The sequence below is a fragment of the Acutalibacter sp. 1XD8-33 genome (assembly GCF_003612555.1).
In the GTDB taxonomy this organism is placed as follows: domain Bacteria; phylum Bacillota; class Clostridia; order Oscillospirales; family Acutalibacteraceae; genus Acutalibacter.
Genome location: NZ_RAZF01000048.1, coordinates 1 through 13,418, shown reverse-complemented (window position 1 = coordinate 13,418; position 13,418 = coordinate 1). Strand labels below are relative to the sequence as shown.

At 47.6% G+C, this 13,418-nt stretch carries 9 protein-coding genes and 1 pseudogene; 2 read left to right on the top strand and 8 right to left on the bottom strand.

Going from position 1 to position 13,418, the window contains the following annotated elements; all coding sequences use genetic code 11:
• On the top strand, positions 1-302 hold a 302-nt coding region (locus D7X94_RS18875; protein WP_207667185.1), incomplete at its 5' end, for a hypothetical protein.
• Here the strand turns inward: D7X94_RS18875 and D7X94_RS16885 are convergent.
• The 6 genes from D7X94_RS16885 to D7X94_RS16860 all read right to left on the bottom strand — a co-directional run bounded on the left by D7X94_RS16885 (position 244) and on the right by D7X94_RS16860 (position 7,248).
• Positions 244-558: a TnpV protein gene (locus tag D7X94_RS16885; RefSeq protein ID WP_120428921.1), complete on the bottom strand. Its 315-nt coding sequence runs from the start codon at positions 556-558 to the stop codon at positions 244-246. The genes D7X94_RS18875 and D7X94_RS16885 overlap by 59 nt on opposite strands.
• A gap of 77 nt (positions 559-635) precedes the next feature.
• Complete coding sequence (locus D7X94_RS16880; RefSeq protein WP_120428919.1) at positions 636-2,240, bottom strand: recombinase family protein; 1,605 nt, start codon at positions 2,238-2,240, stop codon at positions 636-638.
• A gap of 314 nt (positions 2,241-2,554) precedes the next feature.
• Positions 2,555-3,808: a relaxase/mobilization nuclease domain-containing protein gene (locus D7X94_RS16875; RefSeq protein WP_330558251.1), complete on the bottom strand. Its 1,254-nt coding sequence runs from the start codon at positions 3,806-3,808 to the stop codon at positions 2,555-2,557.
• A gap of 112 nt (positions 3,809-3,920) precedes the next feature.
• Positions 3,921-4,277 (bottom strand): plasmid mobilization protein, encoded by a 357-nt coding sequence (locus D7X94_RS16870; RefSeq protein ID WP_120407581.1) that lies wholly within the window; start codon positions 4,275-4,277, stop codon positions 3,921-3,923.
• Between the two features lie 633 nt (positions 4,278-4,910).
• Positions 4,911-5,336 (bottom strand): RNA polymerase sigma factor, encoded by a 426-nt coding sequence (locus D7X94_RS16865; RefSeq protein ID WP_016213427.1) that lies wholly within the window; start codon positions 5,334-5,336, stop codon positions 4,911-4,913.
• Positions 5,337-5,922: 586 nt separating this feature from the next.
• Positions 5,923-7,248, bottom strand: coding sequence for an MATE family efflux transporter (locus D7X94_RS16860; protein ID WP_120391730.1), 1,326 nt, complete (start codon positions 7,246-7,248; stop codon positions 5,923-5,925).
• Positions 7,249-7,404: 156 nt separating this feature from the next.
• Here D7X94_RS16860 and D7X94_RS16855 point away from each other — a divergent pair, with 156 nt between their 5' ends.
• Positions 7,405-8,808: an aminotransferase-like domain-containing protein gene (locus D7X94_RS16855; protein WP_016213430.1), complete on the top strand. Its 1,404-nt coding sequence runs from the start codon at positions 7,405-7,407 to the stop codon at positions 8,806-8,808.
• Positions 8,809-8,860: 52 nt separating this feature from the next.
• Here the strand turns inward: D7X94_RS16855 and D7X94_RS16850 are convergent, their stop codons facing one another.
• Both D7X94_RS16850 and D7X94_RS16845 read right to left on the bottom strand, forming a co-directional pair.
• Positions 8,861-9,232, bottom strand: coding sequence for a TnpV protein (locus D7X94_RS16850; RefSeq protein ID WP_016213431.1), 372 nt, complete (start codon positions 9,230-9,232; stop codon positions 8,861-8,863).
• A gap of 187 nt (positions 9,233-9,419) precedes the next feature.
• A pseudogene (locus D7X94_RS16845) lies at positions 9,420-13,310 on the bottom strand (SNF2-related protein); the annotation flags it as partial.
• Positions 13,311-13,418: the final 108 nt, after the last annotated feature.

Here is a 13,418-nt window from a genome sequence, read left to right as displayed (position 1 = left end):
TTTCTCGCCCTGATTGGGAGTCTATCTTTTTCCCTTCACCTCCGCCACAAAACTACATTTTTTCCTCGGCGCTTTTTTACATTTTATCACTGGCGCTGACAGTCACATACTCAAACATTTCTGTCCTCCTCAAATTGTACTGTATCTACCATAGCCGTTTAAACGAACTGTATCAATTCATAAAACATGAATTTTTATCTTCCGACAAGAAAAGCGACAGAGCCTTACTCCGCCGCCAATTTATTATGCGTAAATTATTTCTTTCTCAACAATCTCCCTCGCACAAGCCCTTACGTTATTAAGGCGTTGTACCCATTCTAAGGCATTTTCTTCCTTTAGGCGTTCCGTTATGCCCTGTGCCTGTTTCATGCCCTCTATGAGCTGTTCAAAGCGTTCCTGCGCCTGCCTGTCAATGTCGGCAAGGTAAGCGTTGAGTTTGCCGCTTGTGAGAAGATTGGTGTATGTAACCCTGCGGTACTGCTTCAGATAATCCAGATGCCACTGTCCCCATGTGCCTATCGGCTGTTCTTCTTCGGCGGGTACATTTAAGCACGGTATTAAGTAATCTCCGCTTTACATGAGTTAAAGACAGTGTTTCGGGGAAGTGCCATAATCGGCACATTCCCCATGCCTATTTAATCAATTTTTCCTACAAAACGATAGTAAATCTCAATGTCCCTCACTGTCCTACCGTTCCCGTCTTTCCATGACTGGTGGACTACGATTTTCTCAATCAGTTCATTCAAGAGCGGGGCGGTAAGCTCGTCAATGGCACTGTATTTCTGGATTAAGTCAATCCAGCGTTTTGCATCGTCCGTTTCCTCTTTCGTTTCTTCAAGCCTTGCAGAGATGGTCTTGACCGTTTCATCAAGCTGTTGCTGCTCCGTGCGGTATTTGACGGAGAGCATGGAATAATTTTCTTCGTCAAGAAGCCCTTTTACCCTGTCCTCGTACATCTTCGCAAAAAGGCTGTTCAGCTCCTGCCTGCGTTTCTGTGCCTTTTTCAGCTCTTTTTCGGCACGGGCATTCTCGGACTGCCGCTGTTTCTCGCTGCCTTGCAGCAGCCGTTCCAGAATGGCGTCCTCATTCTCTTTTACCGCCATCAGCCAGTATTGTAACCTTCCGAGAACAAACGCATACAAAATCTTGTAAGGCGTGTAATGGAGCGTGCAGAAGTTCCTGCCATACGCCGCATACTGGGTACAGCGGTAAAAACGCCCCTTGTCCTTTGTGTTTGCCGAGCCGAGCGTCCATCCGCATTCCCCGCACCTTATAAGCCCTGCGAATATCTGCGGCTCATCGTCTTTACGGCTCCGTCGCCTTGAATTTACATGCGTCTGCACCAAATCCCACAAATCCTGCGTGACAATCGGCTCATGCGTATTTTCCACCACGAACCACTCATCCTCGCTATGCTTGATATTCTTTTTGGATTTATAGGACATCTTTGTCAGCTTGTAATGGACGGTATGCCCAAGGTATATCTGGTTGGCGAGGATATTGCTGACGGTCTGTATGCACCAGCGGTATTTTACTTCTTCAGGCTTCCCCTCAAACATGGACGCCTTATACCCGTTCCGTTTATAAAGCCACCATGTTGGGACTGGCACTTTATCTTTGGCGAGGGCGTGGCAGATTTTCTTTGCCCCATACCCATGTGCCGCAAGCTCAAAAATACGCTCCACAATCCACTTCGTTTCCTCATCAATAATGAGCCTGTTCTTTTCCGTCGGATGCAGCTTATACCCTAAAGGCGTGACTGGGGCGATGTATTCCCCATTTTTAAACTTGGCTTTCATCGCATTTTTTACCTTGCGGCTCGTTTCCTTTGCCTGCCATTCGTTGACGATATTCTTGAATGGGGCGATGTCGTTGTCCTCCCTTATCGTGTCAACGCCGTCATGGATTGCGATGTACCTTACGCCCTTGCTCGGAAAATAAAGCTCCGTGTACTGCCCCGTGAGGATATAGTTCCTGCCAAGCCTTGACAAATCCTTTGTGACAACGCAGTTGATTTTCCCGTCCTCTATGTCCTCAATCATGCGTTTGAAGCTTGGTCTTTCAAAATTTGTACCCGAAAATCCATCGTCCACATACTCGTTAACGACTAAAAATCCCTGTTCATTTGCGTAATCCCTGAGTATTTGTTTCTGCGTGGAAATGCTTGCGCTTTCCCCTTCCAGCTCGTCATCACGGCTTAAACGCATATATAACGCTGTATTGTATTGCTGCTGTTTCACTTGTTTTAACCTCCTGTCTTTGGAAACAGCCCGCCACAATACACTGCTTGCATGAATCTATTATAGCATGGGGCAGGCCGTTTTTCCATCATTGCAACAATATTCTTCTTATGGTTTTTTCATCTCGTACCGCATGACATTCTCCGCAAGCGTTTCCACGGTCTGTTTTTTCCCGCTGAAATGCTCTGTAAGATGGACAATGTTTTTGCCGCAGACAAAAGAAGTCTGCCCATCCTTTTCTATGAAATACCCTGTTGGGATTCCTTTCTCTTTTGGCTGGATTCCTGACTTAATTATTCTGTCAAATAGCTGTTTTACCGTAATGATTCCTCCCTCCTGCGGTCTGTTTTAACTGGCTGTTTCTGTTGGTTTAACCGCTGGTTTTCAATCGTATCGTGGATTTGGTCTAAGCAGTTGTCAATGTGGGCAGAGCGTTTTTCAATCCCGTCTGCATATTTCAGCCGCTTCCTAAGCTCCGTTATCCGCTCTGTCACGTCCTGTTTTTCGGCTCGGAGTGTTTCTTTTTCGGCTGGTAAAGCACGGCGTACCTTGTTCCGCAAGTGCTGGCGGTAGTCGATAAGTTTATTCATTTCACTCTGGTTTTTCTCCCTGTCGGCGTGTAAGTCGGAGAGGGTGGAGATGCCCTGCTTTGACATATACCTTACCTGTGCGGTGATTTCATCTAACTTCCGCAATTCTTCTTTCATCAGCGGGCTTGTCGGCTTGTAGTCCGTGCCTTTGGGGAATATCCCCAACTGATAGCGCCAGTAGTAATACAACGCTAAGATTCCCGTGGTTTTCTGATGCGGTTTCCATGCGTTTTTATACTGCTCTGGCATATGCGGGGAGTAGGAAATCCTTGCTTTATAGTTTCCATATCGTGAAATCCCGCCTAAACATGACCGTATGAAATCGGGTGTCAAGCGTTCGTCAAGCGTGTCTAACCTCGTGAAATGCTTGTACTGCGGCAGCTTCATTTTCCAATGTCTGCCCGAAAAATCAACCTCATAGCCTTTGTCGGTAAGGTATTTCATCATGTGCTGTAAATCCCTGCTCCCATTGATTGCCTCCCTTAAATCCTCCCGATAGACGTTGTACCGTGTCGGCTTTCCGCTTTTTTCGTCCAGATAAAGCGGTCTTGACGGGGCTTTCTTGGAGTTTTCAATCACCGATAAACCGTATTCTCGGCATAAGCGGTCGGACACCTCCCTCAACCTTTTCTGCTCGGATTTTGAGTAATTGTATTTGCACCCATCCAGATAAGAAACGGAGTTGAAACAAAAATGGTTGTGGAGATGTCCTTTGTCAAGGTGGGTGGCAACGATTATCTGGTATTTGTCGCCCCACATATCCCTTGCCAGTTTCAACCCGATTTCATGGCACTGTTCGGACGTTACCTCGTCTGGTTTGAAGCTCTGGTAGCCGTGCCATGTGATATATCCGCCTGTCTTTTGGTACTGTTTCTTTGTCAAAATCATCTGATGTAATGCTGTTTCTTTCAGACAATTGACAGCGGAAACATACTCGCCCTCATTTGTTTTTGACGGATTCTTCACATAGGAGAACACGTCGAAAAAGTCCTGCATTTCTTGATTCGGCACGGTCTTTTCTGGGTTTTCTATATAGTCAATCACGTCTTTTATGCTCCCTTTGACATGCCATAGGCTCGTTACCGCCATATCAGACCGCCCCCTGTTCTGTCAATTCTTCTATGCTGAACCGTTGTGGGAGAGTTGTTTTCTGTTGCAGTTCTAAGATAAAATCCTCAATCTCCTTACAGATTTCAGTGGCGGTTGGATAGTATGGGACACACTTTTTGAAAGCGTCATGCACTTCATAGAGCTTGTTTAACAGTTCCCAAAACTCGGTTTTTGGCTTCGGCTGCGGGGCGTTTCCCTTGCATAACTGGCGCATAAATTCGGCAGCGGACAGACCGCAAGCGGCGGCGCACTGCTTTAATTTTTCATGTTCTCCCTCGTTCAATCGGACGGTAATCGGGACATTCCGCACGCCCTTTTCTGATTTTTCTTTGCTCATTTTCCTTAATCCTCCAGTCTTAAATTCCTTTCTTCGGGGTATTCAGGGGCTGTCCCCTGAGTTAGTCCATGCCTGCAAGCGGCATGGATTGGGATTGTGGCTGACACAATCCGATGCTCGCTATCTCTGTGGACAATGCCACAGAGCATTTTTCCTGTGCAGCGGTATTCTTAACGCCTGTCTTACCCTCCGAAAAGAAAATCCTATGTCCCTGCACCTCCGTTCTGGATTTGATTTCTCTTGACTTTTGGATAAATGAAAAAGCCGCCACACCGCACCACGAATGACAGGAGTGTTTTCTCCTGCTCGGATTCGCAATGCTATGTAACGGCTTTGAAATTCAAAACCATGCTGCCATACACCAGCCGAAAAGGGCAGCATAAATTCGGCAGCGGTCAGCCTTGTCCATTGGCTGACATTCCGTTCTTCCATCTATGTGCTATTTCATTTTCAATCTTCCAATTCCCTCACGGGTATTTCAGAATATCATAGCGGCTGTACCCATGTCAAGATTTTGGGCAAACTTTTTAGTATTCCCTGTGGACAGGAATTTTATACATCAATTTTATAATTTGGCGGGGGAATTTTATCCCCCACCCAATAGCCCGTCAAAAAGCTGTCTTTATTAGTTGGTTATAAAATCTTCCGCAACTTTTTCCGCAGATGGTCTAATCGTGCATAAATAGCCCCTGTTGTCAATCCAACAAGCGGTGCAATTTCCTTTGTGGAATAGCCCTGCATTTTCAGCAGGATGATTTGCAGGGTACGCCTGTCCACCGTAAGCAATGCCCGATACAGAGTTTCGTCCTCAATCTCATCCAGTAAATCAGCAACGGTCTTTACCTCGGCATTCCGCTCCCTGTCTGCCATTCCCTCAAGGTATTCGCCAAAGTCGCTTGTCCAATGGTAAAACCGCCTGTTGGAATTGAAGTCTGCCCTGTCGTCTGTGCGGATTTGTTCAATGGTGGTTTCATCAACTCCATGCTCCCGTAATATTTTTTCCTCGGCTTCTTTCCAGATAAGCCATTTCCTGTTCTCCCGTCCGTTGTTGTATGCCATTCTTTTTTCCTCCAATCTGAAATTTTTGAAAATGCTAAAAACCAGATTGGATAGGAGGCGAACGGCAGCCAACAGCAGAAACAGCCCTGCGGCACATTCCGATAAAAAACGACAAAAGAAAAACCGCAAAGGCTCGGTGACCTCTACGGTTATAGGAGATACATATTCTGTTAAGTGGAGATTATACTTCTGGTTGCATGGCAAGAAGTAGCGTTGCATGGGCAGGGATTTTTTTAACTGGCTTCCTGCTATTCCCCGATATGCTATGTACGGATAAATTCTGTGTTGCATGAGCAGATAGATTACCGCCCGAAAAAAGAACATAAAAAACCCTCCAAACTTCAAAAACAGGTCTGGAGAGTGTCTGTTAAGTTTTTTAGGGCATAGCAATACCGCCCACCACACGCCGTTTTTTTATATGGTGAACATCCATGCTATGAATGAAATGCAGGCAATAAGCAATAGCTATCCATCTTCTTTTTATCCTCAACACAAATTTGTTTTTTTGCAGATAGCTGTTGCTTAAATTGCCACATTAATTTTTTATCCATTGATTCAAGTTTGGTAAAATTCTTTATGTATATTTTTATTGTTTTTCTTTTTTGCTGACATGATAAAAATAAATTGCGCGGATTAATAGCCCTCCAAACCAGCCGATTGGAGCGGCTATCCAAATTCCATTATAACCAAGCTTTGTGCCAGACAAAATAATAGCGACAGGCACTTGAAGACAGCACAGGGAACATATGGAAGCAATCATCGGCACAAATGATTTTCCATACCCCAAAAGCAATCCGTTTAATACCTGCATGGCTGCAAAGATAATATAAAAAGCAGGCACAATCTTCAGATAGCTGTTGCCAATATCTAAAACAGACGTATCCCTATTGAATATTGATATAAATACAGACGGAAACAATACAATGACAACAGAAATACACGCTGATACTGCAATCCCCATAACCAATGCGTATTTCCCGCCTTTCAATACCCTGTCTTTCCTTTTTGCCCCTAAATTCTGGGCAGTAAAATTAGTCATAGCCTGCCCTAAGTTCAAGGCGGGCATTTCTGCAAAAGCATCTACCTTAGATGCGGCAGTATATGCCGCCATGCAATCCGTGCCAAACCCATTAATCAGAAACTGCAATGACATAAATCCCACACTCACAAATACTTGCTGTATCATGGCGGGCGTACCTATCTTCAAGCTCTTTTTTAATTCTGCCTTGTCAAACTGTAAATGCAATACATTAATAAACAAGCTGCGATAATGTATTTTCATATATACCATACAAACGATAAATGACAAAAGCTGCGATAACACAGTCGCAAATGCCGCCCCTGCCACACCCATTCCGAATGCCTTAATGAACAATATATCAAGCACAATATTCAGAAGCGCTGCCACTATCAGAATATATGTAGGTGTTTTTGAATCCCCCATCCCGCGAAGAATATTTGTAAGCGCGTTATATGCAAACGTGGGGATAACGCCGATAAACATAATTTTAAGATATATGTCAGCCGCTTCAAGCAAAGCGGACGGCACTCGGAAGACAAGCAGAATCTGATAGGAAAAACATATGCCCAAAGCAGCAATTATCAAACTGAGGCAAAAGCAGAAAGCAAATCCCGTATCCATAACTTTTTTCGCAGATTCCATGTCCTTACTGCCAAAATATCGTGAAACCAATATGCTTGCCCCCATTGAAATGCCCATAGAAAGGGCAATCAGCAGATAGTGTATCTGAAAACTGAACCCTACCGCCGCCAGACATTCTTTCCCCAAAAAATTACCTACAATAACCGTATCCGCAAGATTATATAGTTGCTGGAATAGATTGCCGACCAAAATTGGCAGTGAAAATAAAAATATTGTCTTTAACTCATGTTCTCTCGTTAAATCCTTCATTTCGTAACCTCTTTCCTACTAAAATAAAATTTATTCCTTTTTGTTGCATGGTATTGTTTGCACACAATACATACAATATAGATTATATTCTTGACTTTGTATGTTTTCAATGCTAATATTGTATGTAAGACAATTTTGAGCAGGGAGGGAAAAAGCTTGCCAGTTAATTCTTTTGAAAATTACCCAATGCCATGGATACCCGATAAAGAAAAATTAAAATCACCAATTTATATATCTATTGCGGAACTTTTGGAACAGGATATCCAAAGCGGCAAACTGGCTGGAAATACAAAACTGCCGCCCCAAAGGGAATTAGCAGACTTTCTTGATTTGAACCTAAGCACAATAACCCGTGCATTCAAGATTTGTGAAAATAAGGGGCTAATCTATGCCAATATAGGGCAAGGCACATTTGTATCCCCAAATGCCGCCATCCCTTTTTTACATAAGGCAAATAACGGGTGCGTAGAACTGGGCATAATCAGACCTTTTTACCAGTATAATAAGATTGTCGCTGATATTGCGCAAAAAACCATACAACGCAATACTTCCCAGTATCTTTTTGAATTTGACAGCATATCGGAATCTTACAAGCACAAACAGACCGCCATAAAATGGCTGAAATCTTTCCATATAGAAACAGAGCCTGAAAACATCATGCTGACGGCAGGAACTCAAAATGCCCTGACGATTGTATTTTTGGCTCTTTTCCACTCTGGAGATAAAATCCTAACTGATTCTTACACTTATTCCAATTTTATCGGCTTAGCCAGACAGTTAAATGTCCAGTTGATATCAGTAGCCGCAGATGAGGATGGAATGATACCCGACCTAGTGGAAAAGCAGTGCAGGATAATGGATATAAAAGGAATCTTCCTAATGCCGTCCTGCAATAATCCGACAGGAACTGTCATGTCAATGGAACGAAAAAGGAAAATTGCCAGCCTCATACAGCAATACCATCTGATTTTAATGGAAGATGACGCTTATGGATTTATTGCAAATGATACAGGAGAACCGATTCAGACATTGATACCAGATAATACCATTTACCTGCACAGCCTGTCAAAATCACTTTCAGCAGGCTTAAGATGCGCATATATGGTTATCCCTGATTGCTTAAGACAAACCTTTCTTGAAACGGCTAATAATGTAAATTTGAAAATACCGCTGCTTAACGCAGAAATTATAAGCGAATTAATTGCAAGCGGCAATGCAGGCAGAATCATAGGGCAGAAAAAAAGACAGGCAAAAGAACGGAACAGGATATATAAAAAATACTTTCCAGACAGCATCTGCCCGAATGAATACAGCTTCTTCCAATGGCTGCCCCTGCCTGCCCATTATAACGGTTATCAGTTGGAAATGCAGGCAACAGACAATGGCATTCATATCTTCTGTTCTGACCGTTTTACCGTTGGCAAAGCTGAATCCACAGCTATAAGAATTGCAACCTGTTCCCCTGATTCCTTACAACAATTGGAAACAGGACTGAAAACCCTAAAACATTTGCTGGATAAGAATCAGCAATATATTTCACAAGCTAATTTCATAATATAGTTACTCCATTTGAAAGGCGGCAAAGAATTATATTCCCTGCCGCCAATTCTGATTATATAAAAATAATTTCTCCGTTCACAATTTCCCTCGCACAAGCCCTTATATTATTTATTTTGCCTGTCCACTCTATGGCATTTTCTTCCTTTAGCCGTTCCGTTATGTCCTGTGCCTGTTTCATGCTCTCTATAAGCCTTTCAAAGCGTTCCTGCGCCTGCCTGTCAATGACGGCTAGATAGGAGTTCAGTCTGCCACTTGTGAGAAGATTGGTGTATGTAACCTTGTGGTACTGTTTCAGATAATCCTGATGCCGCTGTCCCCATGTGCCTATCGGCTGTTCTTCTTCGTTGGGTAATATTAAATCTGGAATAAGATACCCATTTTCTTCGTGATATGTGCCGCCTAACTGTTCAAATATTGACTTCATATGCAAAAACTCCTTTTCTGTATGGTTTGGTTTCTGCGGGGCATCTGCAAGCAATGTGTCAGCAGGCTGTATGTATATACTATCTTTAAGTTAAGTAATCCCCTTGCCGCTCGTATCTGCCGCCCAGTTCCTCAAAAATCGTCTTTGCCATTGTCTGTTACCTCCACATTCTTTTTATTTTGAATGTCCGCAAAATCCGTCCTACATCTCCCGGCCTCCAGGGGCAGTCCAGGTCGTGCAAGGCAATCAGCCGGTCCTGCACGTTCATGCCAGCGCCCATTTTGAAAGTGCTGCCCATGAGTACCCGTACCCGCCCGGAGCGGACCTTTGCAAACAATTCCTTCTTCTTGGCATCGGTGTTGGCATCGTGGATGAAAGCGATCTCCCGCTCCGGGATGCCCATAGCAACGAGTTTACTGCGGATGTCCTCATAGACGGAAAAGGGCGCGTCCGGCTTGATGTCCTCCAGCAGATTGCCCAGGGCGTGCAGCTCCGTCCCGCCCGCTACCTTGTTTCCCGCCGCCATAGCGGTCCTGTCTCTCGTGGCGGCGGCAGCGGCTTTCGGGGTGGACAGGTCGCAGAAAATGAGCTGGGTCAGCTTGTCCGCCTGCCCGTCCTCCCAAATGCGGAACACGTTTTCCACGCACATATTGACCTTACTGGCAGGATTGTCGGGGAAAAGCGGGTTAATCAGCCGCTGATCGAGGCCGAGTTTCCGTGCGTCATTGGTGATTGCAAGCATATTGTCAATTTTGGGGTTCACCTGTCCTGCGTGAACGGCGGCGGCGCGGTCAGACAGCTCCTGGACCAACTGCTTCTGTTCCTCCGAGGCCAGGGCCTTTTCCGTATGATATTCTACCTCCGGCACGGGGAGATGGAGCTGATCGGCGGTCTTGATGTCGGCGGTCTCCCGGAACATGGCCATCAACTCCGGCAGATTGTAGAATCGGGCAAAGCGTGTCCGTGGACGGTATTTGCCCTCCGGGGCCAGTTCCACCTTTGTTACTGTCTCCCCAAAGATGGAGGCCCAGCTATCGAAGTGGTTCAGGCTGTAATGCTTTCCCCGGCTGTCGGTAAAGCCTTTGTCCAGAAGGTCCTGCTGCAAATACCGCTGCATGGTGAATAATTCCGTCATGGAATTGCTGACCGGGGTGCCGGTGGCGAATACCACGCCGCGCCCGCCGGTAATCTCGTCCAGATAGCGGCATTTCAGCAGCATATCGCTGGACTTCTGCGCATCGGTGGTGGAAAGTCCCGCAACATTGCGCATTTTTGTGTAAAGGAACAAATTTTTATAGGAATGTGCCTCGTCTACAAAGAGACGGTCCACTCCAAGCTGCTCAAAGGTGACGGAGCTGTCCTTTCTGCCGGTGTTGTTGAGCTTTTCCAGACGGGCCTCCAGGGAACGCTTTGTGCGCTCCAACTGCTTGACGCTGAATCGTTCCGCGCCGCTGTCCTCCAATTCCTCAATGCCCTGTTCAATCTCCAGAATCTGGTCCTGGAGCAACTGCTCCCGCCGCTCATAGGAGACGGGGAGACGTTCAAACTGGGAGTGGCCCATGATGATCGCGTCATAATTCCCGGTGGCGATACGGGAACAGAACTTCTTACGGTTCCTGCCCTCAAAATCCTTTTTGGATGCAACGAGGATGTTGGCGGTGGGGTACAGCCGCAGGAACTCGCTGGCCCACTGTTCGATCAGGTGGTTGGGAACGGCGAACAGAGATTTCTGGCACAGCCCCAGGCGTTTGCTCTCCATCGCCGCCGCGACCATTTCAAAGGTTTTGCCCGCGCCGACTTCATGGGCCAGCAGCGTGTTTCCGCCGTACAGCACATGGGCGATGGCGTTGAGCTGATGCTCCCGCAGGGTGATCTCCGGGTTGATGCCGCCGAACACGATATGCCGTCCATCATACTCGCGGGGCCGGATGGAGTTGAACAGCTCATTGTACTGCTTCTCCAAGGTCTGCCGCCGCTGGGGGTCTTTCCATATCCAGTCCCGAAAAGCGTCCTTGATGGCCTGCTGTTTCTGCTGGGCCAGGGTGGTGGCGTTATGGTTCAGAACGCGGCGTTCCTTGCCGTCCGGGTCCTTGATGGTATCATAGATTCGCACATCGCGGAGGTTCAAAGTGTCCTCCAGGATGTGATAGGCGTTGAGCCGGTCCGTGCCATAGGTGGTGTTGGCGGCAACATCATAGCCGGTTACAGTATTTTTGCCGGTGATGTTCCATTCCCCGGTATATTCCGAGAAATTCACATGGATTTTTCCCTTTTGGACCGGCGGCGTTTTGAACAGCTCATACATAAACTGCTGGACATACCGCTTATCCAGCCAGGTAGCCCCCAGGCGAAGGTCGATCTCCGAGGCGGTCAGGTCCTTGGGCTGGGCGGTCTCCAGCGCCTCCACATTGGGGCGCAGCCGGTACTTCTCCCCATCGGGCAGGGCGTCATACATCGCTTTGGCGGCTCGCAGCTTCTGCCGCACGTTCCCGGAAAGGTATTCATCGGCGGCAACGAGGGGAAAGCTGTCAAGAGCAGCAGCGGTCCAGTCCTTCCGGCTGGGGTCCCCTTCACATTGGACATCCCGGAAGATCACGCCGGACAGCTCCGTTTCCAATTCTGCCTCTGTTTTCCCGGAGAGCTGGGCCATGTAGGGCATATCCACCCTGGCCTTTTCCCCGATAGAGACGGCCAGGGCTTCACTGGCGGTGTCCACATGAGTGACCGCCCTGTGGGGCTTGATGGTCCGCTTGGTGAACATATCCGCTTTGCGCTCCAGCCGCCCGTCATTGTCCAGCATCTCCAACGAGCAGAGCAGAAAATAGGAGCTGTCAGCGGAAAAGGCCAGCGCGTTCTCCCGATTGTTGATAAGGCCGTACTTTTTAGAGAAAGCGTCATACAGGCTGTTGAGGGTCTGCCGCTCCTTTTGGACGGAGTTTTCATCGGCGTCCTCCATCTGAAGGTTTATCAGCCGATGCACACAGTCCCGCAGCTCCACCATGCCCTTGACGCGGGCCGTGGCTGTGGCGCTCAAATCAGGCTTTGCCATCATGGAGGTTTCCCGATAGTACACCTCTCCGTCAATAATGCCGAAGGAATATCGTTCGATACCTGGGTCCGCTGGAATCAGGGAATCCGTTTCGATTTCCTCATCCAGTTCGGACAGCTCCACCCGCTTGATTTCACCGTGGATGTGGGACAGGGCGGCGCGAAGCTGCTGGGCAAAGTCCTGGTCTTTCCGAGGCTTACACGCCAACTGCGGACCATAGGGGCCGGAGGTAATCTCCAAATCGCCCAGCACCATTTCGGGGTGGGTCTGGAAATAGCGGTTCATACTCACGAAGCCGGGGCGTTCCTCGCCGTCCTGCCCGACATAGGTGTGGCGTTCAATGACCTCCGCCTCCACCCATTCCGGCAAAGGCTCATTTTCACGCAGGGGAATCTCCCGCTTTTGCAGGAACATGATGGACATGGAGGTATCTGTCCCGGCATTGGCCTGGAAAACGCCGTCCGGCAGACGGACCGCGCCCAGCAGATCGCACCGCCGCGCCATGTACCGCCGCGCCCGATCGTCCTTTTTGTCCATCGTGCCGCCGCTGATGCCGTTGGAGGTAATGAACGCGATCACGCCGCCTGCCCGGACCTTATCAATCGTTTTGGCAAAGAAATAATCGTGAATCAGAAACCGTTCCCGGTCATAACGCTGGTCCACCACGGGATAATTACCAAACGGCACGTTGCCGATAGCAAGGTCAAAAAAGCTGTCCGGGAAGTCGGTTTTTTCGTAGCCGCGCACCGTGATACGGGCCTTGGGATAGAGCTGCTGGGCGATGCGCCCGGTGATGCTGTCCAGCTCCACGCCGTACAGCTTGGACGCGGCCATGCTCTCCGGCAGCAGGCCGAAAAAGTTGCCCACGCCGCAGGACGGCTCCAGAACGTTCCCCTTTTCAAAGCCCATGTTCCCGATGGTCTCATAGATGGCCTTGATAACCAGAGGGCTGGAGTAATGGGCATTGAGGGTGGATGCCCGCGCCGATTTGTACTCGCTGTCCGTCAGTAAGCGAAAAATAGATACGAACCTACGCAAGAAAAGAAGAAGGCGGTATAATGAAGGGGGGATGAAGAAAAACGGAGGATATAAGGAATGGGAACAGAGCACAAATGCCAGTGGTGTGGGAAAGAGTTT